Genomic DNA, 22,777 nt, shown 5'->3' with positions numbered 1-22,777 from the left:
GATCTCCGAAAGGGATCGCATGGGCGCGCGGACGACAGGGTGTCGATCCGGATATCGCGTCGCCATCGATGGCCAGCTCGAAGGAGCCCATCATGACGACCAAGTCCTACACCGGAAAGTCCGGCAAGCGCGCCGCCTTCACGCTCGCAGCCCTTGCCGTCGCCTCGCTGTTCATCGCCGACATCGCGCCGGCCGTGGCGCAGTCGCGCCCCTCGACCCACCCGTCGGGCGGCACGACGTCCTCGACCGTTCCGGGCGGGCCGGATCGCGGTGGCGACGGCGGTATGCCTTCGGCGAGTTGCGGCGAATTCGGCTATGCCAACATGCCGTCCGGCTGCATGATCCAGGCCGTCGCCTGCATCTGCCCGAACGACAGCGACCCGAGCTACCGGGCGCCTTCCAGCTGTGAAGGGATTTCGCGCAACGCCCGGCGCGCAGCCGAACGGCAGTGCGCCAAGGGCGCACAGGTTTCCCGCCGCCTGTTCTAGGCGGAGCGGTGGCTCCCGGAACTAGACACGGTCGCAGGGACGGTAGATGCCGGTCACAGGATCCTGAACCAGAGTCGCCATGGGACGTTCGGCCATGGCGCGCTCTGCCTCCCGCATCCGGACCGCGACGCGCTCGCGCGTCCGCATGAGGGTCCGGGCGGTGATCACGCCCAAGGTGCCGAGAAGCGCCAACATCACAACCTGCGGCATCATCCTATCCTTCCCTGTCGAGTCCCTGGTCCATCCGCCTTGGAATGGCGCGGAGACCCGGCCTGCAGCTAGAGCCCGAACCGGCTCCAATGCGCGCGTTCTTCCAGTTTGGAAACCGCACTCTCCACCATATTGTCCGCAATCGCGGCAGAGGCAAGGCCGCCAGCCCCGCCGCCGCCAAATCGCGCCAACACGCCGCGCTTCGGCGCGACCAGCACCATGCGCACCTTGTCGCCGAACCGGCCGCGCAGATAGGAGCGCAGGTCGCCGATCCGGTCGACAAGGCCGAGTTCCAGCCCTCGCGCCCCCGACCAGAAGGCGCCGGAGAACAGCGTCGGATCATCGGCAAGCCGCTCGCCGCGCCGCGCCCGCACCAGATCGATGAACATGTCGTGCACGTCGCGCTGCAGCGACTTCAGGTGCTGGACGTCGGATTCCTTTTCCGGCTTGAACGGATCGAGCATCGCCTTGCTCTCGCCGGCGGTATAGACGCGGCGCTCGACGCCGATCTTCTCGATCAGCTTCTCGAAGCCGAAACCGGCCGAGACGACGCCGATCGAGCCGACGACGGAACTCGGATCGACGATGATGACGTCGCCGGCGAGGGCGATCAGATAGCCGCCGGACGCCGCGACGTCCTCGACCGCGATGATCACGTCCTTCTTGTTCTCTTCGGCAAGCGCGCGGATGCGCTTGAAGATGAGGTGCGACTGGACCGGCGAGCCGCCCGGCGAGTTGATCACGATGCCAACCACCGGCGCCTGCTTCATGGCGAAGGCGCGCTCCAGCAGCGGCGCGACGCCGGAAAGCGTCAACCCGGTGCGGAACTGCGAGACGGCGCCGATGACGCCTGCGAGGCGGACGACCGGCACGACCATCTCCTCCTTGCGGAAACGGGCCGGAAGCCGCTTGCGAATGGCTGACATGAGATCCTGGAACACGGCGATCAGACCTTCAGGAGGGATCGGTTGCGGCCTCGCCCCATTGCGGGTCGGACCAGACGGGATGGATATCGGCAAGCGACGCGCCGTCGCGCAGGATCGCGACAAGGCCTGGCTGGAACGAGGAGCCGGAGCCACCATGCAGCACGAGACCGGGCAGCAGGCGCATCGCGGCGCGGCTGCCCTTGACGCCGCGCACCAGCACGCGCGTCGCGGGATCGTCGGCGCGCGGGTGCAGCGGCAGCACGGCCAGGCCGCCGAAGCGGCCGTCGCAGGCGGCGAGAATCGCCGGCAGCCTGTCGGCCGGCAGGATCGTCGACAGCGTGCCCTGCGGCCGGACCAATGCGGCGGCGGCACGGAACCAGTCATCCAGCCCGCCCACGCCCAGCACATGCGCGCGGGCGCGGAAATCATCCGGCGAGGCACGGACGCGGCCGGCATCGTGGAAGGGCGGGTTCATCAGGGCATGATCGAAGCTGGCCGCTTCGAGACCCGCCGCCTTGCGCGCCGCACCGGCAAGGAGATCCGCGCGCACCACCTCGACCCGGGCGGAGAAGCCGGCATTGGCGGGCCGGGCAAGCGCCTCGCTCGCGCAGGCGACGAGATCCGGCTCGCGCTCGACCAGCACCAGCCGCAGCCGGCTAGCCCGGGCCGCCAGTGCAAGACCGGCGACGCCGGCTCCCGCGCCGAGATCGACCGCGCGGCCGGATGCGCCCGCGCCGAGCGCGGCAGCGAGGATGACCGCGTCGAGACCGGAACGATGATGCCCCCGCGCCGGCTGCACCGCCTCGACGCGGCCGCCCAGGAACGCATCGACCGTGGTCTCGATCGCGGACGCCAGCATCGCCTATCTCGTCTCCGGCCGCAGTTCGTCGCCGATTCCCGCATCGGTCAGGAGTGCGCGCGCATCCTCGACCTCGTCGCTCGTCACAAGGATCCGCCTCGGCAGCACGCCGAGCGAACCTTCCATGACGCTCATGTTCTGGTCGACGACGAGATGCTCGATGCCCGCATCCTTCAGGAGCGCCTCGACGAAGGAAATCAGCACGATGTCATTGGTACGAATAAGCTCTTCCATATCCCCTCGAAGGCCGCATCCGGCAATGTTCCACAGCTTCGACCCTAAGGCCGGGCGGGCGCGGCGGCAATGATGCGTGCATCGCGGCGTCAACGCTGCCGCGCCGCAGCATCAAAATCGTCGATCCGTCCCTTCCGTGCCTCCGTGGGCCATCGTGTCACTTGTTCCGATCCTTCTCCCCCCCTATTGTCCCCGGCGAAACAGAGGCGAACCGGGAGCGTTGCCCGTGGGATTGGTAGTTCCGCTCGACGAGAGCAAGAAGAAGGGCGCAGCCCGGATCGAACCTCTCGTCGCGCTTGTGTCGGCCGATATGGATCTGGTGAATCAGATCATCCTGTCCAAGGCCGGGTCTGATGTGGAGATGATCCCCGAGGTCGCCCAGCATCTCATCTCGTCTGGCGGCAAGCGGCTGCGTCCGATGCTGACGCTTGCGGCGGCGCGAATGTCCGGCTATCGCGGCGATGCGCATGTGAAGCTCGCGGCGAGTGTCGAGTTCATGCACACCGCAACCCTCCTGCATGACGACGTCGTCGACGAGAGCGAGATGCGGCGCGGCAAGCAGACGGCGCGCATGGTCTGGGGCAACCAGGCAAGCGTGCTGGTCGGCGATTTCCTGCTCGGCCAAGCCTTCCGCATGATGGTCGAGGTCGGCTCGCTCGACGCGCTCGACGTGCTTTCCGCCGCCGCCACTGTGATCGCCGAGGGCGAGGTAATGCAGCTTTCGGCCGCCAAGAACATGGCGACCACCGAGGACGAATACCTGGCCGTGATCAAGGCCAAGACGGCGGCGCTGTTCTCGGCCGCCGCCGAAGTCGGCCCGATCATCGCCGACAAGGGCCGCGACGCCCGCGCCGCCTTCCGTTCCTACGGCACCAATCTCGGCCTCGCCTTCCAGCTGATCGACGACGCACTCGACTACGGCGGCAACTCCGCCGATCTCGGCAAAAATGTCGGCGACGACTTCCACGAGGGCAAGATCACGCTTCCGGTCGTGCTCGCCTACCGGCGCGGCTCCGAGGCCGAGCGGGCCTTCTGGCAGCGCACGCTCGAAAAGGGCGAGATCCAGGACGGCGACCTCGAAAAGGCGATCGGCCTGCTGCGTTCGCACAAGACGATCGAGGAGACGATCGAGCGCGCCCGCCATTACGGCACGGTGGCGCGCGACGCGCTGGCGACCTTCCCGGAAAGCGCCTGGAAGGCCTCCCTGCTCGAAGTCATCGATTTCTGCATCGAGCGCGCGCACTGACAGCCAGCCACCGCGAGCGGCGGCAGGGAAACTGCCGCCGCTCGCGGTGCTGCCGCTTGCGGGGTGGTCTCAAAAGCGCCATCCTCATGGACCACCTCGTGAACGAGGATCCATACCTGCACTCGGTATCAGACAGGATTTCGATGCGCCGCACGCTGCCTTCCCTCGTCCGACCGCTTCGCACCGTTGCGGTGTGCTTTGCCCTGCTCGCCAGCACCAGCCTGATGGCCGGAGCCGCGGCGCGCGGCGAACCATCGGTCGCCGAACTGCTCGACGACGCGATGCCGACGCTTTCCGGCAGCTATCTGGCGGCGCTCAGCGCGATCTCGGCGCAGGACTATGATTCGGCGACCGCGCTGTTCGAAGAAGCGCTGAGCCAGGATCCCGATAATCCGATCCTGCTCGAACGGACGTTCACGTTGCTGATCGCCAATGGCCGCATCGATCGCGCCATTCCGCTGGCTCAGCGGCTGGTCGAGCTCGACCCGGAAATGCGGATGGGCCAGATGGTCCTCGGCGTGAAGGCGCTCAAGGACAAGAAGTTCGCCGAGGCGGGCAAGCATCTCGGCAAGAGCGACCGCGGTCCGCTCGCCAATATCTCGTCCGGCCTGCTTTCCGCCTGGGCGGCGCAGGGCCAGGGCCAGACCGACGCGGCGCTGAAGATCGTCGACACCATGCAGGGCCCCGAATGGTATTCGGTGTTCAAGAACTTCAATACGGCGCTGATCAACGAAAACGCCGGCCGCACCGACGCGGCGGTGAAGGCGATCACGGCCGCCTATGAGGCCGAAGGCGGCTCGCTCCGCGTCACCGAGGCCTACGCCCGGATCCTGGCGCGCGCCGGCAAGGTCGACGAGGCCAAGCAGGCCCTGGTCAGCTTCACCGAGAACAGCGTCGGCCATCCCGTCATCGCCGCGCTCCAGAAGGAGCTCAACGCCGGCAAGAAGCCCGCGCCTCTCGTGCGCAACGCGCAGGAAGGCGCCGGCGAGGTTCTGTACGGCCTGGGCTCGGCGCTTGGCGGCGAGAATGGCGGCGCCGACCTCGCGACGATCTACCTGCGGCTCGCCAATTACCTGCAGCCGTCCAACGACCTCGTCATCATGGCGCTCGGCGACCTGACGCAGAACGCGCAGCGCTTCGACCGCTCGATCCCCATCTTCGAGCAGGTGGCGAAGACCTCGCCGCTGCGCCGCAATGCCGACCTCCAGGTCGCCCTCAGCCTCGACGCAGCCGGCAAGTCCGACCAGGCCATCAAGCGGCTGAAGCGTCTCATCACCGCCAACCCGCGCGACATCGACGCGCTGACGACGCTCGCCACGATCAACCGCACCAGCAAGCGCTATGGCGATGCGTCCAAGCTCTACACCAAGGCGATCGACGCCCTCACCGAGGATAATCCGCGCAACTGGCTGATCTACTATTTCCGCGGTATCGCCTATGAGCGCGGCCAGGAATGGGCCAAGGCCGAGGCGGACTTCCTCAAGGCGCTGGAAATTGCGCCCGAGGAGCCGCAGGTGCTCAACTATCTCGGCTACAGCTGGATCGATCGCGGTCTCAACCTCGACCGCGCCACCGACATGATCAAGAAGGCCGTCGAGCTCCGGCCGAATGACGGCTACATCGTCGATAGCCTCGGCTGGGCCTACTACAAGCAGGGCAAGTACGACGAAGCCGTCGCGCAGCTCGAGCGCGCCATCTCGATCAAGGCCGACGACGCCACCATCAACGACCATCTCGGCGACGCCTACTGGAAGGTTGGCCGCAAGCTCGAGGCGACGTTCCAGTGGGCGCATGCCCGCGACCTGAACCCCGAGCCGGCGGACAAGGAACGCATCCTCGCCAAGCTCGCGCACGGTCTCGACAAGGTCGAGGCGGAGGAAAAGGCCGCACAGTCGAAGGACGACAGCGCCAAGACCGACACGACCAAGACCGATGCGGCAAACAGCGAGCCGGCCAAGGCCGGTTCCGCCACCTCGCCGCGCGCGGAAGGCCCGAGCCGCATCACCATCGGCGCCGGCGACAGCCTCTGGAAGATCGCGCTCAAGGTCTATGGCGACGGCGAACTCTACAGCCGGCTGATCGACGCCAATCGCGACAAGCTCAGCAACCCGAACCTCATCGTGCCGGGCCTGGTCATCGACATTCCGCAGTTCGACACGGCGCAGTGACCGCGGCGGAAGACGTCCGGCCCGTCGCCGGGCCGGGCCACCGGCTCGGCGCGGCCTTCGCGCCGGCGAAGATCAACCTCGCCCTGCACGTCATCGGCCGTCGCGCCGATGGCTATCACCTGCTGGACAGCCTCGTCGCGTTCGCCGGGATCGGCGACACGATCGAGGCGATCGCCAACCCTTCCACGACCGAGCCGCGGCTCACGATCACAGGCCCCTTCGCGGCCGGGCTCGAGGCCGGCCCTGGCAACCTGGTGCTGCGCGCCGCGCTCGCCCATGCGACGGCCGGCGGTCGGATCGACGGCTTCGACCTTCGCCTCACCAAGAGCCTCCCCGTCGCTTCCGGCATCGGCGGCGGTTCGGCCGACGCGGCGGCGACGCTCCGCCTGCTGACCGAGATCGCCCCCCTGCCCGCGACGGCGGCCGACACCTTGCGGACGCAGGCGGAGAGGCTAGGCGCCGACGTGCCGATGTGCCTGATCTCGACGCCACTCCGGGCGACCGGCATCGGCGAGGTGATCGAACCCCTGCCGGGGTTCCCCCCGCTGCCGATGGTGCTGGTCAATCCCGGCGTCGCCGTTTCGACTCCTGCCGTCTTCCGTGGCCTCGCCCGGGCCGACAATCCGCCGCTGCCAGCATTGCCGCCCGTCTTCTCCGACGCTGAAGCCGTCGCTGAATGGCTCAAGACGACGCGCAACGACCTCGAGAATCCGGCAATCGCCGCCCTGCCCCTGATCGCGGCGAGTCTCGCCGAGATGGCGGCTACGAACGGTTGCCGGCTGGCGCGGATGTCCGGATCGGGCGCCACGATATTCGGACTCTTCGCCACGTGGACCGAGGCCGAGCGCGCCGCCGCCGCTCTTTCCAACGCCCATCCGGCATGGTGGGTCGTCGCAACCACGACGGCCGGCAGCTAGCGCTTTCCTCCGCCCTCGCCGAGGGATATCTCTGTGCCCCAGCAGCGCGCACGAGGATCCGGGCCATGACCAAGACCGACCCAAGCCTTCCCTTCATTCCGGTCCGTTTCGCCGTGCTCACTGTATCGGACACGCGCTCGCTTGAGGACGACAAGTCCGGCAAGACGCTCGCCGACCGGATCGAAGCCGCCGGCCACACCCTTTCCGAGCGGGCGATCGTCCCCGACGATATCGACGAGATCCGCACCATCGTCTCCTGCTGGATCAGCGATCCGGAGATCGACGTCGTCATCACCACGGGGGGCACTGGCTTCACCGGCCGGGACGTCACGCCCGAGGCGATCGAGCCGCTGTTCGAGAAGCGTATGGACGGCTTCTCGGCTGTGTTCCATCGCATCAGCTACGACAAGATCGGCACGTCGACGATCCAGTCGCGCGCCACGGCGGGGCTCGCGAACTCGACCTTCATCTTCGCGATTCCGGGTTCGCCCGGTGCCTGCAAGGACGCCTGGGACGGCATCCTCAGCGTGCAGTTCGACTATCGCAGCCAGCCTTGCAACTTCGTCGAGATCATGCCGCGCCTGGACGAGCACCTGAAGCGCGGCAAGCTCCAGGCCTGATCAGGCCACCACGGTCCGCGATACGGCGCGCGAGCGCAGGAAGGAAAGGCGCCCGCGGCCAATGCGGCGGGCGAGATCGCGCTCGACATTGCCGGGCCGCGCGCGATGGCCACCGACGGCGCGATAGAGGCTCGCCGGCACCAGCAGACCCTCCTTGCGCGAGGGCGAGGCGAACAGGCGCGAGCGTACCGAGGCGCGAACCTCCGAAAGGCGCGCGCGCCAACCGAAGCCGGCATCGGCATGACGGAAGGATGCAGCGCGATTGCCGCCCGCCCCCGACATCGCCAGTCGATCCATGAAGTCGCGCACCTCGCGCTGCCAGCCGGGCTCCAGCATGACGTCGGGCGAGAGAAAGAGCAGCCAGTCCGAGCGCGCCGCAGCCGCGCCCGCCGCGAGATCGGCGCCGCGATCGCCGGAACCGACGACGATCTTGCAGCCGGCCGCGTCGGCGACGGCAAGCGTCTCGTCCGTCGAGCGGGCGTCGACCACGATGACCTCGCGCACGGTGCCGTCGGCAGCCGCCGGCACGAGCGCCGCCAGCGCGTGGGCCAACGCCATTTCATCGTTCTGAGTGGAAAGGATCACGCTGATCATCGTTTCGATCTTAGACCGACTTTTTTGCGACTGCGAGACGAAACAGCAGAGACGTTGCGTCGCAAGATGCATTGTTCTTGTTTTGTTCCCTGTAGCGGCGTATGAGTCAGGGCATGTCGCTCGCCCGCTCCCTCCCCCCGCATCTCGACCCGCTGCTCATGCCCGCGGAGCCATCCCTGGCCGCGCCGATCGACCCTGACCGTCGGCGCGGCCGCGGCGCCCAGAGCAACAGCTCTGGGCGCTTCGAACGCTTCCAGTCGATCCCGTTCGACGACGGCTGGCAGACGCTGGACGAACTGCCGCCATTCAAGACCGAGGTGATGCCGGAAAAGGCGCGCACCATCATCACCCGCAACGATTCACCGGATCTCGCCTTCGACCGGTCGATCAATCCCTATCGTGGCTGCGAGCATGGCTGCTCCTACTGCTTCGCCCGGCCAACGCACGCCTATATGGGCCTGTCGCCGGGGCTCGATTTCGAATCGAAGCTTTTCTACAAGCCCGACGCCGCCAAGCTGCTGGAAAAGGAGCTTTCGGATCCCGGCTACAAGCCGCGCACGATCGCCATCGGCACCAATACGGATCCCTACCAGCCGATCGAGCGCCAGCACAGGATGATGCGCGACATCCTCGAGGTGCTGGAGCGCTTCAACCACCCGGTCGGCATCGTCACCAAGTCGGCGCTGGTGCTGCGCGACGTCGACATTCTCGGTCGCATGGCCGAGCGCGGCCTCGCCAAGGTGGCGCTCTCGATCACCTCCCTCGACCGCAAGCTGGCGCGCGACATGGAGCCGAGGGCGGCGACGCCCGGCCGCCGGCTCGACGCGCTGCGCGGCCTTGCCGACGCCGGCGTCCCGGTAGGCGTTCTGGTCGCGCCCGTCATCCCGGCGCTGAACGATTCGGAAATCGAGCGCATCCTCGACGCGGCGGCGGCAGCCGGCGCCACCGAGGCGGGCTACGTGCTGCTGCGCCTGCCGCTCGAGGTCAGCGAGATCTTCAAGGAATGGCTGTTGCGGCACTATCCGGACCGCTTCCGTCATGTCCTCTCCGTGCTGCGCTCGATGCGCGGCGGCAAGGACTATGATTCCGAGTTCGGCAAGCGGCAGAAGGGCGAAGGTCCCTATGCGTGGCAGATCGGCCGCCGTTTCGAGATCGCGGCCCAGCGCCTTGGCCTCAATCGCCGCCACCTGAAGCTCCGGACCGACCAGTTTTCCCCGCCCGTGCAGCCCCCGGCGCAGCTCAGCCTGTTCTAAATCAGCCGCAGCCTTCCACATTTGTGCTAGGAGGATGCATCTGGCGCGCGGGTGACAGGCGCGCCGCGTCATGGTCCAGCAGGCGCCTCCATCGCAACGATCGGAGTGAAAATTGGCGGATCCACATCCCGGAGCGACACAGAAGCTGGCGCTCCTGATCGACGCCGACAATGTCCGCGCCGATTTCCTGCCGATCATCATCCGCGAGGCCTCGACCATCGGCCGCGTCGTCATCCGCCGCGTCTACGGCCACTTCGCCTCGAGCGCGATGACCCAGTGGCAGCCCCTTCTCCATTCGCACGCGCTGACGCCGGTGCATGTGCCGCCGGCCGCCGTCGGCAAGAACGCCACCGACATGAAGCTCGCCATCGAGGCGATGGACATGCTGCACGAGAAGGGCCTGGACGGCTTCTGCATCGCCTCCAGCGACAGCGACTTCACCACGCTCGCGAGCCGCATCCGCGAGGACGGCCTCGCCGTCTATGGCTTCGGCGAGCAGAAATCGACCAAGCCCTATGTCGCAGCCTGCGACCGCTTCTTCTATTGCGACCTGCTGCTGGCCGAAGAGCGCCAGGAAGGAAACGGCGCCTCGAACAAGGCGACCAAGGCCACGCCCCAGACGGCGCCGCGCCTGCCGCGCGACGACATCTTCGCCGCCATCGAGGACGTCTCCGGCGACGATGGCTGGGCGCATCTCGGCCAGGTGGGACAAATCCTGTCGAAGCGCATGCCCGACTTCGACCCGCGCAACTACGGCTTCCGCAAGCTCGTCGACCTCATGGATACCATGGCCGGCGTCGAGGTCCGCCGCGTCGATCTCGAAGCGGGCGGCCGCGCGGTGATGATCCGCCTCAAGGTGAAATGATCTGGGGTTGCGTGCAGGAGCGGCCGCTACCGGCGCGTTCGCAATTGCCCCCCGCCGCCGCGCCGACTAGAGTGTGACAATTCCATAACCCTTCATGCGAGGCGCCCGTGCTCAAGTCCGCGCATACGGATCTCAACTACCTGACCAGCCACATCGCGCAGGCCATCCGTTCGGCGGAGGCCTTCGAGGAGCCGTTCTATCACCTCGTCCTCGACGGCATCTTCCCGGCCGATGTCTATGCCGAGATGCAGGAGTTGATGCCGTCGGCCGGGCATTTTCGCGCGCTCGCGGGCCGCGGCAACGTCAACATCCGCAATGATGGCAGCTCGACCCGCGTCAAGGTAGACCTCTTCCCGGAATATCTGCGCCACCTGGAGGGCCGCCGGAAGACGCTCTGGAACCTGGTCGGCGCGGCGCTCTGCTCCGACGTCGTGCGCGACGCCTTCGTCGAGCGCCTGGGCCCGGGCCTGAAGCGCCGCTTCGGCAGCGCCTACAAGCCGACCGACTTCTTCCCGATCCCGATGCTGACGCGCGACACCTCCGGCTACCGGATCGCCGAGCACACCGATACGCACTGGAAGGGCATCACGGTCCAGCTCTACCTGCCGCGCGACGAATCGCTGAACGGCGTCGGCACCGTGTTCTCTTCGCGCGGCGCGGACGGCAAGTTCACGCGGGTGAAGCAGATGGATTTCATCCCGAACCACGGCTACGCCTTCGCGGTCGGCGACAATACCTGGCACTCGGTAGACCCGACCGGCGAGCTGCCGATGTCGCGCGACAGCATCCTGCACACCTATTTCGTCGATCAGACCGCCTTCCAGAAGGCGCGCAACCGCGGCAAGCGGGTCGGCAACTTCCTGAAGAACGAGTTCCGCCAACTCGGCGGCGGCTGACGGCGCGGCGCTCCGCGCGTCTCGTTGCAGGACATTTCGAACGGCCGCGGGGATCATCCAGCGCCCGTTTTTGTTCAAGCGGTGGCGCGCCGTGGCGCCTCCACCGCCAATCTGCCGCCTTGCATTCGTGCGGCGCGTCGCGGAATTTCACGGCATGGCACGCCGCACATCCGAATCGCCGCTCCTGTTCGAGCTCCCTCCAGTCCCAACCGACGCCATCGAGCGACGGCTGCGTCGCAGCGGCCACAAGGCGATCGCCGGTGTCGACGAGGTCGGTCGCGGCCCGCTCGCCGGACCAGTCGTGGCGGCGGCGGTGATCCTCGACCCCAGACGAATCCCGGACGGGCTCAACGATTCGAAGAAGCTGACTGCCGCCGCGCGCGAGGCGCTGTTCGAACAGATCATGGCGTCGGCGCACGTGTCGGTGGTCGCGGCGTCGGTGCTCCGGATCGATACCACCAACATCCGCCAGGCGACCCTCTGGGCCATGGCGCAGGCCGTCCGCGGCTTGCCACATGCGGCCGACCATGTGATCGTCGACGGCAACGACGTGCCGCCGGGCCTCGCCTGCCGCGGCGAGGCCTTCGTCAAGGGCGACGGCCGCTCCGTATCGATCGCCGCCGCCTCGATCGTCGCCAAGGTGACACGCGACCGCATGATGGTGCGCGCCGCGGCGCATTATCCGGACTATGGCTTCGAGCGGCATGTCGGCTACGGCACCGCCTTCCATCTCGACGCGCTCGCCAGCCTCGGCGCCTGCCCGCTGCACCGAACCAGCTTCGCGCCCATCCGTGCGCTGCTCGCAAAAGAAAACGCCGCCGGCAGTGCCGACGGCGTGGATCGTTTCGACGAAGAATTCCTCGTCAGTTGAGGCGGTTCTTCACGTCGGCAATCGACGAGGCGACCAGATCGGCGCCGGCCGCGCCCTTGAGCTTGGCCGCCAGGATCTTCTCGGCCGCAGCAATCGCGACATCAGCGGAAAGCGCCTTCACTTCCTGCAGAGCCTGATGCTCGGCCTGGACGATCTTGTCCTCGGCCATCTTGGTGCGACGGGTGACATAGTCTTCCATCTGGGCCTTCGCCTCGTCGGCGATCGCCGCGGCTTCGCGACGGGCCTTCTCGACGATGGTCTGCGCCTCGGCCTCGGCCTCGCGCGCCCGCTTCTGGTAGTCGGCGAGCAAGGCCGCCGCTTCCTCGCGGAGACGCTTGGCGTCGTCCAGGTCCTTGCCAATGCTCTCGGCGCGCTTGTCGAGCGCCTTGCCCAGGCTCGTGTGCACGCCGACGAAGGCGAGCAGCACGAAGAAGAGGATCAGGCCGACGAGTGCGAAAAAGGAAGCATCGAATTCCATGATCTCAGCCCCTTACTTCGACGACGACACGGAAGAGACGGCGGCTGCCACCTCGTCCGAAGTCGGCTGCTGGCCCGACAGCGCCGCGACGACGGCGGAAGCGGTTTCCTCGGCGATCGCGCCGACATCGCCAAGCGCCTTCGCCTTGATCTCGCCGATCCGCGCTTCGGCGGCGTCGAGCTTGGCGCTCAGCGAGGACTCGATTTCCGCGCGCTGCTTGACGGCAGCGGCCTTGGCCTCGTCCATCCCCGACTGCGCAATGGCGTGAGCCGAAGAGCGCGCATCCGCAAGAGCCTTCTCGTAGGTGCCGAGCGCCTTGTCGGACTCGACGCGCAGGCGCTGCGCCTCCTCCAGATCACCGGCGATCCGCGCAGCGCGGCCCTCGACGATCGTGCTGAGACGCGGCACGAGGACGCGCTTCATCAGGAGGTAGAGAAGGCCGAAGCAGATCACGTACCAGAGGATCTGCGACGGGTACTTGTGGGTATCGAAAGGCGGAAAAGGAGCCTTCTCCCCTGCCGCGTGACCGACCTCGGTGTGAGTCTCAGTCGGCGCCGGCTGGCCGTCGGCCGGAGCCGACGCTGGCGCGGCATCCTCGGCGTATGCAGGCGAGATGAACCAAGTCATCGAAGACCCCAGATCGAAATACAATTGACATGCGACGGCCCGAGGCCGCCGCATGAGGCTTCACCCGGCCGCCCGAAGGCGGCCTGACGGGATCAGACCACGAAGAGCAGGAGCAGCGCGACGAGCAGCGAGAAGATGCCCAGCGCTTCGGTGACGGCGAAGCCGAGGATGAGGCGGCCGAACTGGCCATCGGCAGCCGACGGGTTGCGCAGCGCGCCCGTCAGGTAGCTCGAGAAGATGTTGCCGAGGGCGAGAGCCGTTCCGGCCATGCCAAAGCAAGCAAGACCAGCACCGATGAACTTTGCAGCTTCCGCTTCCATTTTATGCTCCTTGAAGTCGAAATTTCGGGTTGGAAGAACGTGTACCTTCGCCGACCTGCTGATCAATGCCCGGGGTGGAGGGCGTCGTTCAGATACATGCAGGTAAGGACCGTGAAGATGTAGGCCTGGAGGAATGCCACCAGGAATTCGAGAGCGGTCAGGCCGACCGTCATGACCAGCGGCAGGATCGCGCCGCCGACGCCGATGGCGCCGAGGCCGGCCATGCTGGCGACGAAGCCGGCGAAGACCTTGAGCGTGATGTGACCGGCCAGCATGTTGCCGAAGAGACGGACGGAGAGGCTGATCGGACGCGACAGGAACGAGATGACCTCGATCGCCGAAACCAGCGGCACGACCGCCATCGGAACGCCATGCGGCACGAACAGGCCGAGGAAGCCGAAGCCGTGGCGGACGAAACCGTAGATCACCACCGTGAGCATCACGGTCATCGCCAGGGCGAAGGTGATGATGATCTGGCTGGTCGCAGTCATGAAATAGGGGAACATTCCGAAGAAGTTCGCGACCAGGATGAACATGAACAGCGAGAACACGAGGGGGAAGAAGCGCATCCCCTCCTTGCCGGCACTAGATCGGAGTGTTCCCGCGACAAATTCGTACGCCATTTCCGCGACGGACTGGAGGCGACCCGGGATCAGGCTCTGCTTCGCCGTGGAGATGAGCAGGAAACCCGTCACGATCACCACCGTTGCGATCATGGCAAAGGCGGAATTGGTGAAGTGGAACTCCATGCCGCCGAACTGGCCGAGCGGGAAGAATTCCTTGATGTGAAACTGATGGATCGGATCGTTCGCCACCGAGCCCGCCTTCTTCGCCAGAGTCTGACCGCAGCCAATGCCGCGACCGTATTGATAACTACGTTTTCTTGCCCCGGCGCGACACCTGCCGAGCCTCGGGCTGCGCAACCTTGCCGACCGCGCGCAGGACGTTCAGGACGCCCGCAACGAAACCGAGCAGCAAGAGCACGATCAAGCCCCAGGGGGATGTGCCTAGCCAGTGATCGATAAGCCAGCCGAGGCCGGCACCGACCAGCACGCCCGACACGAACTCGCCGACGATACGAAACGCGAGGCTCATGCCCCGCGCTGTAACCTCGTTCGACGGCTGTGCCCGCTCGGCCGCCTGCGCTTCGTCACGAGCCTTGTCCAGCTTGTGACTGAGCGCGCGCAGCCTTGCCGAGAGCGCGGCTTCGTCCTCAGCCATCCGCCTGATCTTCTCTTCGTCACTTGGCGAACCCATGTCGCTCATCGCGTCATCCCTGCCAAGTACGAGAAAGCCTCACAAAGCTTAGTACCGCCCCGAAACCGCGCGCACCATAGTGACGCCTCCAACTCGTGTCAAGGAGCCGGAATTCATTCACAAGCTATTGAAATCATTAGAATTAATCAAATCGTCGCTGAGACATTTTGACGGAATCGGCGAATCCCTGACGAGCGGCACGTTCACAGCGCCCCGCCGTCGTGCGACAAGACGGGCATGAGCGACAATCCCAATCCCAAGGTCAAGTCCGGCGCCCAGTCGATCGGCGCGCTGATCGGAAGCGTGATCGCGCCAGTCTGCGCCAAGCGCGGCTTCGCTACCGCCGACCTGATTTCGTCCTGGGCCGACATCGTGGGACCGCGCTACGCGACCACCACGATGCCAGAGAAGATCACCTGGCCGCGCCGCGACCAGGCGAAGGCGCCGGCGGGCGCCACGCTCGTCGTCCGCGTCGATGCCGGCATGGCGATCTATCTGCAGCACGAGACCGGCGTCATGCTGGACCGGATCAACGGCTTCCTGGGCTTCGGCGCTGTGTCGCAGCTAAAGATCGTGCAGGGTGCGGTGTCGTCTCCGCGCAAGGCGGCTGTCGCCCCTGCCCCGCTCTCGCCCGCCGAAGAGGCCCAGGTGGTCGAAACGGTCGCCTCGGTCGAAAGCGACGGATTACGCCAGGCGCTCGAGCGGCTCGGGCGCGGCGTCTACGCCTCGGCCAGGCGTCCCTGACGACCGGCGGCAAGCCCCTCTCCCTTCAACTTATCGAGAAACGCCATATTTGATGTGGTAGGTTTCGCGCCAAGCGTGCCATTCGTTCCGCTGTCCGGACGCCAGTACGGCGCCGGGGCAAAAGGAGATGCAGGATCTTGAAGTTCAATCGCAGACAGTTTCTCGGCCAGGTCGGTGCCGGTTCGCTCGCCCTCGGCGCCGTGTCGATGCTGCCGCGCTCGGCCGCCGCCGCCGACAAGGTCGACCTCGCCGAACTGCTGAAGCCCGGTCCGCTCGGTGACAACCAGCTCGGCGACCCGAAGTCCGCGCAAAGCGTCGTCGAGTACGCTTCGCTGACCTGCTCGCACTGCAAGCACTTCCACGACACGACCTGGAAGCCGTTCCGCGAAAAGTATGTCGACACCAACAAGGTGAACTTCATCCTCCGCGACTTCCCGCTCGACCCGCTGGCGACGGCCGCCATCATGCTGTGCCACGCCGCCCCCAACAACAACTTCTTCCCCATGGTCGACCTCCTATTCGACCAGCAGGAAAAGTGGGCCTTCGTCGACAACCCCGTCCCCGCCCTTCTCGAGCTTTCCAAGCAGGTTGGTTTTACACAGGAGACTTTCGAGCTCACCTTGAAAAACCAGGCCCTGCTCGATGGAGTGAATGCCGTCAAGGAACGGGGCGCGAACGTCTTCGGCGTCAACGCCACCCCGACCTTCTTCATCAACGGGAACAGGAACCCGGGTGCCCTCACGATCGAGGAAATGGACAAGCTGCTGGCCTAAGCGCCCGCCCCTTCCGCTGTCCGCCGTCGCGACGTCGCCGAGGCGTCTTCGCGACGGTTATCTTCCGTTCGATCCAATGTCAGGCCCTCCCGTCGCCGGGAGGGTTTTTCCTATGCAGTCTCTCTTCTCGCAGTCCGCGCCCTCCAGTTCCGGTCCCGCGTCATGAAATTCACGCGGCTCCGCGTCCACGGCTTCAAGTCCTTCGTCGAGAACACCGATTTCCTGATCGAGCCCGGCCTGACCGGCGTCGTCGGGCCGAATGGCTGCGGCAAGTCGAATCTCGTCGAGGCGCTGCGCTGGGTGATGGGCGAAAGCTCCTACAAGAACATGCGCGCGTCCGGCATGGACGACGTCATCTTTGCCGGCAGTGGCAAGCGCCCGGCGCGCAATTCGGCCGAGGTCACCCTCGTCGTCGACAACCAGGACCGGATGGCGCCGGCCGCCTTCAACGACGCCGACGTCCTGGAAGTGACGCGCCGGATCGAGCGCGAATCGGGCTCGGTCTACAAGATCAACGGCAAGGACGTGCGCGCCCGCGACGTGCAATTGCTGTTCGCCGACGCCTCGACGGGCGCGCGATCGCCCGCCATGGTCGGCCAGGGCCGGATCGGCGAGCTGATCTCGGCCAAGCCGCAGGCCCGCCGCGCCGTGCTGGAAGAAGCCGCCGGCATCTCCGGCCTCTATTCCCGCCGCAACGAGGCCGAGCTCCGGCTGCGCGCGGCCGAGCAGAACCTCGAGCGGCTGGAGGACGTGCTCTCCGAACTCGACAACCAGCTCGAGGCGCTGAAGCGGCAGGCCCGGCAGGCGAACCGCTACCGCAACCTTTCCGCCGACATCCGCAAGACGGAGGCGACCGTCCTCTATCTGCGCATGCTCGCCGCCGCCGTGCAGATGCGCGACGCGGAGACCGCGCTCGCCGCCGCCGGCGAGACGGTGGTGGCTCGCAGCGAGGCACAGGCCCGCGCCGCCCGCGACCAGGCCGTCGCCGCCAGCGGATTGCCCGCCCTGCGCGAGGCGGAGGCGGGATCCGCCGCCGCGCTGCAGCGGCTGACACTCGCCCGCGACGCGCTCGATGCCGACGAGAAGCGGATGAAGGAGCGGCTGGTCGATCTCGATCGCCGCCTCGCCCAGCTCAACGAGGACATCCTGCGCGAGGAGCGCATGGTGCGGGAAAACGCGGATATCCTGGCCCGGCTCGAAATCGAGGAACAGGGACTGCGCCGCGAGGATGTCGAGGCTGTCGGCAAGCAGGCCGACGCCGACGAAGCCCGCCGGCAGGCCGAGGCCAAGCTGGCCGATACCGAGCGCAAGCTCGCCGAGGCGACCGCCGCCCATGCCGCCATCGCCGCGCGAAAGTCCGAGCTGGAGCGCGCCCATCGCGAGGCGGGCGAACGCACCACGCGGGCCCGTACGCAACTGGCGGATGTCGATCGCGAACTGACGGCACTGGTCAGCCAGATCGCGGCGCTGCCGGGCGTCGCCCCGGCGCAGGAAGCGGTCGCCGCCGGCGAGGCTGCCGTCGCCGAGGCCGACGCCAAGGCGCAGGCGGCGGAGCGCCAGACGTCCTTGGCACGCGACAGCGAGACGGCAGCCCGAGCGCCCCTGGCCGAGGCCGAACGCGCGCTGTCGGGCATCGAGACGGAAGCCCGCACGCTCGCCAAGATCCTCGGTTCCGGCGCACAGGCCGGCAGACGGCCGCCGCTTCTCGATACGCTTTCCGTCGCCAAGGGATATGAGGCGGCGCTCGCCGCCGCCTTCGGCGACGCGCTGGACGCCTCGGACGACCGCCAGGTGGCGGCGCACTGGCGCGGCGCCACGCCACTCGTCGACGATCCGGCCCTGCCCGAAGGCGCGCAGCCGCTGGCGATCAAGGTCAAGGCGCCCGCGCTTCTGACGCGCGCCCTGGCGCAGGTCGGCATCGTCGCCCGCACCGACGGACCCACCCTCCAGCATCTTCTGAAGACCGGCCAGCTTCTCGTCTCGCGCGAGGGCGACCTCTGGCGCTGGGACGGCTATGTCGCCACCGCCGAGGCGCCGACAGCGGCGGCCATGCGGCTCGCCAACCGCAACCGGCTGGCGGAACTGCAGGAAGCGGCCACCAGCGCCCGCGCCGAGGTCGAAAAGCATCAGGCGGCGCTGGCGCGATCGGCGCTTGCCGCCCGCACCGCGCAGGAGCAGGAACGTTTGGTGCGCGATGCCGGCCGCGCCGCGCAGCGCGCGCTCGATGAAGCCCGCAACCGCCTTGCCGCCGTGGAGCGCGAGGCCGGCCGCCTGACCAGCCGGCGCACCGCGCTGGAAGAATCGCGCGAGCGGGTGGCTGCCTCGGTCACCGAGACGGAAGCTCAACACGCGAGCGCCGCATCCGCGCTGGCCGAAGCGGCCGATCCGCTCGCCGCCCAGCAGCAGGTCATGATTCTCCGCGGCGCCGTGGCCGAGGAGCGCGGCGCGCTTTCGGAAGCCCGCGCCGCCGCCGATGGCCTGACGCGCGAGACGGAGGTTCGCCGCCGCCGGCTTGAGGCGATCGCGGTCGAAGGCAAGAACTGGCGCGAACGCGCCACCAACGCCGAGAGCCAGGGCCGGATCCTCGCCGGTCGCCGCAAAGAGATCGAGGCGGAGCGGACCGGGCTTGCCGACGCGCCGGCCGAGATCGAGCAGAAGCGGCGGGCGCTGCTTTCGGAGATCACCCGGGCCGAGGCCGCCAAGCGCGATGCCGCCGACGCGCTGCGCGAAGGCGAGAAGGCGCTGGCCGGCTTCGACAGGGCCTCGCAGGACGCGATGACGGCCCTTTCCGAGGCGCGCGAGCAGCGCGGACGCGGCGAGGAGAGGCTGAAGGCGACGCAGGAGCGCCGGCTCGAAATCGAATCGCGCATCCTCGAGATCCTCGATTGCGAGCCGCATGAAGTGGTGAAGCTCGCCGAGATCGATCCGGCCGCGCCGATGCCCGACCTCGGCCAGCTCGAAACGCGCCTCGACCGGCTGCGGCAGGAGCGCGAGAAGCTCGGGGGCGTCAATCTTCGCGCCGATGACGAGGCGGTCGAAGTGGCCGGCCGGCGCGAGGCGCTGATCCAGGATCGCGACGACCTGATCGAGGCGATCCGCCGGCTCCGCCAGGGCATCGCCAGCCTCAACCGCGAGGGTCGCGAGCGGCTGCTGGCCGCCTTCGACGTCGTGAACGGCCACTTCCAGCGCCTGTTCACCCATCTCTTCGGCGGCGGCGCGGCCGAATTGCAGCTGACCGAATCCGACGATCCGCTGGAAGCCGGCCTCGAAATCATGGCCAGCCCGCCCGGCAAGAAGCCGCAGACGATGACGCTGCTTTCCGGCGGCGAGCAGGCGCTGACGGCGATGGCGCTGATCTTCGCCGTGTTCCTGACCAATCCGGCGCCGATCTGCGTGCTCGACGAGGTCGACGCGCCGCTCGACGACCACAATGTCGAGCGCTTCTGCAATTTGCTCGACGAGATGGCGCGGACGACCGACACCCGCTTCGTCACCATCACCCACAACCCGATCACCATGGCGCGGATGAGCCGGCTGTTCGGCGTGACGATGGGCGAGCGCGGCGTCAGCCAGCTGGTCTCCGTCGATCTGGAGACGGCCGAGCAGTATCGCGAGGCGGGCTAGCCCGCCTCGCCGGGGATCCGCCCTACCGCAGCGCGTAGCCGCCATCGGGGTAGAGCGACGAGCCGGTGATGTAACCGCACCGCATCAGGAACAGCACGGTCTCGGCGACCTCGTCCTCGGTGCCGGGGCGACCGAGCGCCGTCAGCGTCGAATAGTGCGCGAAGGCCGCCTCATAGACCTCGGCCGGACGGCTGCGCCAGAGGTGGCCGTCGATGGTGCCGGGCGACACGGTGTTGACGCGCACCGGCGCCAGCTCCAGCGCCAGCGCACGGCCGAGCCCTTCGATGGCGCTGTTGCAAGCGGCATAGGCCGCAGCGCCCTTGAGGGGACGCGCGCCGGCAGCACCCGCCATCAGCACGATCGAACCATCCTGCGAAATCCTCGGGATCGCGGCCTTCACGGCATGGTACTGGCCCCAGAACTTGGTCCGGAACGGGCTTTCGGCATCCTCGTCCGAAAGCGCGGTAATCGGGCCGACCTTGTAGGTCGCGGCCGGCACGAAGAGATGGTCGAGCGAACCGACAGCGGCGAAGAAGGCCACGATCGAGGGACGGTCCTCGAGATCGACCGCATGCGCCCTTGCCTTGGGCCCGAGCTCCGCCACCGCGCCGGCAAGCCTTTGCTGCGAGCGGCCACCGATGACGACGGTGCCACCGCCCGCGATCACCCCATGCGCGACGCGAAGGCCGAAGCCCGATCCGCCGCCGATGATGGCGACTGTCCTGTCCTGAAATGTCATACCCTGTCCTTTCGATGCGAGGCGATGACGCAGCCTATTCGCGCATCAGTGGATCGTATGCAGGCATCTGCTCCCTTTACTCGGGAATCCAATTCCCGAATGATGCGGAATGGTCCCTACATCCCGCTTTGAAGGCATCGCCGCCTTTGTCGAAACCGCCGAGGCCGGCAGCTTCACCGCCGCCGCCGAGCGGCTGGGCCTGACGCGCTCGGCCGTGGGCAAGAGTATCGCCCGGCTGGAGGCGCGGCTCGGCGCCCGGCTTTTCCACCGCACGACGCGCAGCCTTAGCCTGACCGACGAGGGGGTCCGCTTCCGCGAAAGCTGCCTGCGGGCGCTGGCGGAACTGGACGGCGCCGAGGCGAGCCTCGCCGAACGCTCAGGCGAGCCGGCCGGGCGGCTCCGGATCGAGATCCCGGTCCTGTTCGGCCGGCAATGGATCCTGCCGCTGCTGCTCGAACTCTCCGCCCGTCACCCCCGGCTGGAACTCGACATCGGCTTTTCCAACCGCGTGGCCGACCTGACCGCCGAGGGCATCGATCTCGGCGTCCGCATCGGCGCGCTCGACGACGCGTCGGGACTGGTCGCGCGCCGCTTGGGCACGCAGACAACGCAGCTTTGCGCCGCGCCCGCCTATCTCGAACGGGCCGGCCGGCCGCAAAAGATAGAGGACCTCGCAGGACATGCCTGCATTTTCGAACGGCGGCGGGGCGGGCAATCGGGCTGGCGGCTGACGGATCGGGAAGGCGCGACGCGGGTTGTCGCGGTTTCGTCGCGCCTCGCGCTCGACCGCTCCGACGCGGTCGCCGACGCGGTGATTTCAGGGCACGGCATAGGCTGCCTGCCGGGCTGGCTCGTGGGGCAGGCCTTGCGGGCTGGCACGCTAGAGACCGTGCTGCCGGACATTTCCAGCGACGCGCTGCCGATCCACGCGCTCTGGCCGGCCCAGCGCCCGCTTCCGCTCAAGCTCAGGGTCGTCGTCGATGCGCTGGTGGGGAGATTCTTGCCCGTCGCCCCTTGGGACGAAGCCGGCTAGCCCGGCTTTCTCGCCTGGAACACCAGGATTCGCATCGGCATCCGGCCGGGATCGGGACCGAATTCACGCCGCAATTCCGTCGCGATCGCGTCGACCAGCGCTTCGGGATCGACGCCGCCGCGCGCCCGAACCTCGGCGATGGTCGGATTGCCATAGACAAGGCCATCCGCGAACACGCGCGCATCCGGAATGGCGCCGCGCCGCGTCACGAAGTCGGTGCCGATATCGACAAAGCCTGCCTCCGCCAGCGAGGCGCGGATCGGCAACGGGTCCGAGCAGGAATAGGGGATGTGATAGAATTGCGGCGGGTCGGCAGGAAAGAACCGCGAAATGACTTCGTGGGCGATCCGGCCGCAGGGATTGTCGGCATGAGATCCCCAGGTGCTGAACAGATAGGTCCCGCCCGGCTCCAGCACGCGGAACACCTCGCGATCGCAGCGGCCCTTGTCGGGAAAGAACATCATGCCGAACTGGCAGACGACCGCATCAAAGGAATTGTCGCGGAACGGCAGCACCATGGCGTCGGCCGTCTGGAAGTCCGCCTGTTCGCCGGGCTGGAACTTCGACTGCGCCCGTTCGAGCATCGGTGCGTTCAGGTCGGTGACCGTGAGGCGGACGCTGGCCGGCAGATAGTCGCGCAATCGGCGCGAGAGGATGCCGGTTCCGGCCGCGATCTCCAGTACCAGCGCCGGATTCAGCGCCGCAACGCGACGGGCGACATCTTCCGCGTAGTCGGCAAAGAGAACCGGCCCGAGACCACTATCATAGTGTTCGGGAATGTCGCCGACGAACCTTGCGCTGTCACTGCCCATGCTGGCCTCTGGGTCGCAGATGGTGAAATAGGCGCGGCCGGATGCACGGCAAGGTGGTCCTTGGCCAGAATTCATCGCCCACTTGGCAACCGGGCCCGAAGTCTCTAAGTAAGGCGCACTGACGGAACAGGAGTCCAGGACAATGAAGCAGCAGGCCAACGCGACGGCGTAATCGCCGTAACCCGCCTGTCCTTGGTGCGCCCACCAGCGCCCTGCTTCTTTT

At 67.4% G+C, this 22,777-nt stretch carries 25 protein-coding genes; 13 read left to right on the top strand and 12 right to left on the bottom strand.

Annotation, left to right across the window (positions count from 1 at the left end; translation table 11 throughout):
- Window positions 1–92 precede the first annotated feature (92 nt).
- A complete protein-coding gene (locus OSH07_RS16985) occupies window positions 93–488 on the top strand; it encodes a hypothetical protein (RefSeq protein ID WP_266339866.1) in 396 nt (131 codons plus the stop codon).
- A 21-nt stretch (window positions 489–509) separates the two neighbouring features.
- Here OSH07_RS16985 and OSH07_RS16980 read toward each other — a convergent pair whose 3' ends face one another.
- The 4 genes from OSH07_RS16980 to OSH07_RS16965 form a co-directional block, all read right to left on the bottom strand.
- On the bottom strand, window positions 510–701 hold the full coding sequence (locus tag OSH07_RS16980) for a hypothetical protein (protein WP_266339865.1): 192 nt from the start codon (window positions 699–701) through the stop codon (window positions 510–512).
- 65 nt (window positions 702–766) lie between these two features.
- Window positions 767–1,624 (bottom strand): S49 family peptidase, encoded by an 858-nt coding sequence (locus OSH07_RS16975; RefSeq protein WP_266339864.1) that lies wholly within the window; start codon window positions 1,622–1,624, stop codon window positions 767–769.
- 28 nt (window positions 1,625–1,652) lie between these two features.
- Window positions 1,653–2,483 carry a tRNA1(Val) (adenine(37)-N6)-methyltransferase gene (locus tag OSH07_RS16970; protein ID WP_266339863.1) on the bottom strand — a complete coding sequence of 277 codons (831 nt, stop codon included), beginning with the start codon at window positions 2,481–2,483 and terminating at the stop codon, window positions 1,653–1,655.
- Between the two features lie 3 nt (window positions 2,484–2,486).
- Entirely contained in the window at window positions 2,487–2,717 is a 231-nt protein-coding gene (locus OSH07_RS16965) for a putative signal transducing protein (protein WP_266339862.1), read from the bottom strand.
- Window positions 2,718–2,943: 226 nt separating this feature from the next.
- Here OSH07_RS16965 and OSH07_RS16960 point away from each other — a divergent pair, with 226 nt between their 5' ends.
- The 4 genes from OSH07_RS16960 (at window position 2,944) to moaB (ending at window position 7,668) form a co-directional block, all read left to right on the top strand.
- Entirely contained in the window at window positions 2,944–3,963 is a 1,020-nt protein-coding gene (locus tag OSH07_RS16960; RefSeq protein ID WP_266339861.1) for a polyprenyl synthetase family protein, read from the top strand.
- A gap of 143 nt (window positions 3,964–4,106) precedes the next feature.
- Window positions 4,107–6,131 carry a tetratricopeptide repeat protein gene (locus tag OSH07_RS16955; RefSeq protein WP_266339860.1) on the top strand — a complete coding sequence of 675 codons (2,025 nt, stop codon included), beginning with the start codon at window positions 4,107–4,109 and terminating at the stop codon, window positions 6,129–6,131.
- Complete coding sequence (locus tag OSH07_RS16950) at window positions 6,128–7,048, top strand: 4-(cytidine 5'-diphospho)-2-C-methyl-D-erythritol kinase (RefSeq protein ID WP_266339859.1); 921 nt, start codon at window positions 6,128–6,130, stop codon at window positions 7,046–7,048. The genes OSH07_RS16955 and OSH07_RS16950 overlap by 4 nt, the downstream gene beginning before the upstream one ends.
- Window positions 7,049–7,113: 65 nt before the next feature.
- A complete protein-coding gene (gene moaB / locus OSH07_RS16945; RefSeq protein WP_266339858.1) occupies window positions 7,114–7,668 on the top strand; it encodes a molybdenum cofactor biosynthesis protein B in 555 nt (184 codons plus the stop codon).
- Here the strand turns inward: moaB and OSH07_RS16940 are convergent, their stop codons facing one another.
- Window positions 7,669–8,262, bottom strand: coding sequence for a glycosyltransferase (locus OSH07_RS16940; protein WP_266339857.1), 594 nt, complete (start codon window positions 8,260–8,262; stop codon window positions 7,669–7,671). It abuts the gene before it with no gap.
- A 101-nt stretch (window positions 8,263–8,363) separates the two neighbouring features.
- Between OSH07_RS16940 and OSH07_RS16935 the strand changes: the two genes are divergently transcribed.
- The 4 genes from OSH07_RS16935 (at window position 8,364) to OSH07_RS16920 (ending at window position 12,147) form a co-directional block, all read left to right on the top strand.
- Complete coding sequence (locus OSH07_RS16935; RefSeq protein WP_420909646.1) at window positions 8,364–9,515, top strand: PA0069 family radical SAM protein; 1,152 nt, start codon at window positions 8,364–8,366, stop codon at window positions 9,513–9,515.
- Window positions 9,516–9,627: 112 nt separating this feature from the next.
- Entirely contained in the window at window positions 9,628–10,380 is a 753-nt protein-coding gene (locus OSH07_RS16930; RefSeq protein ID WP_266339856.1) for an NYN domain-containing protein, read from the top strand.
- A gap of 107 nt (window positions 10,381–10,487) precedes the next feature.
- Complete coding sequence (locus tag OSH07_RS16925) at window positions 10,488–11,276, top strand: hypothetical protein (RefSeq protein WP_266339855.1); 789 nt, start codon at window positions 10,488–10,490, stop codon at window positions 11,274–11,276.
- A gap of 154 nt (window positions 11,277–11,430) precedes the next feature.
- Window positions 11,431–12,147, top strand: a complete 717-nt coding sequence (locus OSH07_RS16920) for a ribonuclease HII (protein ID WP_266339854.1) — start codon at window positions 11,431–11,433, stop codon at window positions 12,145–12,147.
- Here the strand turns inward: OSH07_RS16920 and atpF are convergent.
- The 5 genes from atpF to OSH07_RS16895 all read right to left on the bottom strand — a co-directional run bounded on the left by atpF (window position 12,140) and on the right by OSH07_RS16895 (window position 14,838).
- Complete coding sequence (atpF, locus tag OSH07_RS16915; RefSeq protein WP_266339853.1) at window positions 12,140–12,625, bottom strand: F0F1 ATP synthase subunit B; 486 nt, start codon at window positions 12,623–12,625, stop codon at window positions 12,140–12,142. The genes OSH07_RS16920 and atpF overlap by 8 nt on opposite strands.
- A 12-nt stretch (window positions 12,626–12,637) precedes the next feature.
- Window positions 12,638–13,252: a F0F1 ATP synthase subunit B gene (locus tag OSH07_RS16910; protein WP_266339852.1), complete on the bottom strand. Its 615-nt coding sequence runs from the start codon at window positions 13,250–13,252 to the stop codon at window positions 12,638–12,640.
- A gap of 92 nt (window positions 13,253–13,344) precedes the next feature.
- Window positions 13,345–13,572, bottom strand: coding sequence for a F0F1 ATP synthase subunit C (locus OSH07_RS16905; RefSeq protein WP_266332970.1), 228 nt, complete (start codon window positions 13,570–13,572; stop codon window positions 13,345–13,347).
- 62 nt (window positions 13,573–13,634) lie between these two features.
- Window positions 13,635–14,387 carry a F0F1 ATP synthase subunit A gene (locus tag OSH07_RS16900; protein WP_266339851.1) on the bottom strand — a complete coding sequence of 251 codons (753 nt, stop codon included), beginning with the start codon at window positions 14,385–14,387 and terminating at the stop codon, window positions 13,635–13,637.
- A gap of 58 nt (window positions 14,388–14,445) precedes the next feature.
- Window positions 14,446–14,838 (bottom strand): AtpZ/AtpI family protein, encoded by a 393-nt coding sequence (locus tag OSH07_RS16895; RefSeq protein ID WP_266339850.1) that lies wholly within the window; start codon window positions 14,836–14,838, stop codon window positions 14,446–14,448.
- Window positions 14,839–15,066: 228 nt separating this feature from the next.
- Here OSH07_RS16895 and OSH07_RS16890 point away from each other — a divergent pair, with 228 nt between their 5' ends.
- The 3 genes from OSH07_RS16890 (at window position 15,067) to smc (ending at window position 19,970) form a co-directional block, all read left to right on the top strand.
- Window positions 15,067–15,573: a DUF721 domain-containing protein gene (locus OSH07_RS16890; protein ID WP_266339849.1), complete on the top strand. Its 507-nt coding sequence runs from the start codon at window positions 15,067–15,069 to the stop codon at window positions 15,571–15,573.
- Between the two features lie 137 nt (window positions 15,574–15,710).
- Window positions 15,711–16,346, top strand: coding sequence for a DsbA family protein (locus OSH07_RS16885; protein WP_266339848.1), 636 nt, complete (start codon window positions 15,711–15,713; stop codon window positions 16,344–16,346).
- Between the two features lie 162 nt (window positions 16,347–16,508).
- The gene (smc, locus tag OSH07_RS16880; protein WP_266339847.1) at window positions 16,509–19,970 is read left to right on the top strand and encodes a chromosome segregation protein SMC; all 3,462 of its coding nucleotides are present in this window, start codon (window positions 16,509–16,511) and stop codon (window positions 19,968–19,970) included.
- A 22-nt stretch (window positions 19,971–19,992) separates the two neighbouring features.
- Here the strand turns inward: smc and OSH07_RS16875 are convergent, their stop codons facing one another.
- Window positions 19,993–20,709, bottom strand: coding sequence for an SDR family oxidoreductase (locus OSH07_RS16875; RefSeq protein ID WP_266339846.1), 717 nt, complete (start codon window positions 20,707–20,709; stop codon window positions 19,993–19,995).
- Between the two features lie 109 nt (window positions 20,710–20,818).
- On the opposite strand from OSH07_RS16875, the gene OSH07_RS16870 reads away from it, so the two are divergent.
- Window positions 20,819–21,742, top strand: coding sequence for a LysR family transcriptional regulator (locus OSH07_RS16870; protein ID WP_266339845.1), 924 nt, complete (start codon window positions 20,819–20,821; stop codon window positions 21,740–21,742).
- Here the strand turns inward: OSH07_RS16870 and OSH07_RS16865 are convergent.
- Window positions 21,739–22,554: a class I SAM-dependent methyltransferase gene (locus tag OSH07_RS16865; protein WP_266339844.1), complete on the bottom strand. Its 816-nt coding sequence runs from the start codon at window positions 22,552–22,554 to the stop codon at window positions 21,739–21,741. The genes OSH07_RS16870 and OSH07_RS16865 overlap by 4 nt on opposite strands.
- Window positions 22,555–22,777 lie beyond the last annotated feature (223 nt).

The organism is Kaistia nematophila, assembly GCF_026343855.1.
Lineage (GTDB): Bacteria > Pseudomonadota > Alphaproteobacteria > Rhizobiales > Kaistiaceae > Kaistia > Kaistia nematophila.
The sequence above is the reverse complement of the archived record's forward strand: the minus strand, read 5'-3'. Positions and strand labels throughout refer to the sequence as shown.

Coding starts and splice junctions, on each gene's coding strand:
- OSH07_RS16985 (WP_266339866.1), top strand. CDS start 93: ATGACGACCAAGTCCTACACCGGAAAGTCCGGCAAGCGCGCCGCCTTC.
- OSH07_RS16980 (WP_266339865.1), bottom strand. CDS start 701: ATGATGCCGCAGGTTGTGATGTTGGCGCTTCTCGGCACCTTGGGCGTG.
- OSH07_RS16975 (WP_266339864.1), bottom strand. CDS start 1,624: ATGTCAGCCATTCGCAAGCGGCTTCCGGCCCGTTTCCGCAAGGAGGAG.
- OSH07_RS16970 (WP_266339863.1), bottom strand. CDS start 2,483: ATGCTGGCGTCCGCGATCGAGACCACGGTCGATGCGTTCCTGGGCGGC.
- OSH07_RS16965 (WP_266339862.1), bottom strand. CDS start 2,717: ATGGAAGAGCTTATTCGTACCAATGACATCGTGCTGATTTCCTTCGTC.
- OSH07_RS16955 (WP_266339860.1), top strand. CDS start 4,107: ATGCGCCGCACGCTGCCTTCCCTCGTCCGACCGCTTCGCACCGTTGCG.
- moaB (WP_266339858.1), top strand. CDS start 7,114: ATGACCAAGACCGACCCAAGCCTTCCCTTCATTCCGGTCCGTTTCGCC.
- OSH07_RS16940 (WP_266339857.1), bottom strand. CDS start 8,262: ATGATCAGCGTGATCCTTTCCACTCAGAACGATGAAATGGCGTTGGCC.
- OSH07_RS16935 (WP_420909646.1), top strand. CDS start 8,364: ATGAGTCAGGGCATGTCGCTCGCCCGCTCCCTCCCCCCGCATCTCGAC.
- OSH07_RS16920 (WP_266339854.1), top strand. CDS start 11,431: ATGGCACGCCGCACATCCGAATCGCCGCTCCTGTTCGAGCTCCCTCCA.
- atpF (WP_266339853.1), bottom strand. CDS start 12,625: ATGGAATTCGATGCTTCCTTTTTCGCACTCGTCGGCCTGATCCTCTTC.
- OSH07_RS16910 (WP_266339852.1), bottom strand. CDS start 13,252: ATGACTTGGTTCATCTCGCCTGCATACGCCGAGGATGCCGCGCCAGCG.
- OSH07_RS16905 (WP_266332970.1), bottom strand. CDS start 13,572: ATGGAAGCGGAAGCTGCAAAGTTCATCGGTGCTGGTCTTGCTTGCTTT.
- OSH07_RS16895 (WP_266339850.1), bottom strand. CDS start 14,838: ATGAGCGACATGGGTTCGCCAAGTGACGAAGAGAAGATCAGGCGGATG.
- OSH07_RS16890 (WP_266339849.1), top strand. CDS start 15,067: ATGAGCGACAATCCCAATCCCAAGGTCAAGTCCGGCGCCCAGTCGATC.
- smc (WP_266339847.1), top strand. CDS start 16,509: ATGAAATTCACGCGGCTCCGCGTCCACGGCTTCAAGTCCTTCGTCGAG.
- OSH07_RS16875 (WP_266339846.1), bottom strand. CDS start 20,709: ATGACATTTCAGGACAGGACAGTCGCCATCATCGGCGGCGGATCGGGC.
- OSH07_RS16870 (WP_266339845.1), top strand. CDS start 20,819: ATGGTCCCTACATCCCGCTTTGAAGGCATCGCCGCCTTTGTCGAAACC.
- OSH07_RS16865 (WP_266339844.1), bottom strand. CDS start 22,554: ATGGGCAGTGACAGCGCAAGGTTCGTCGGCGACATTCCCGAACACTAT.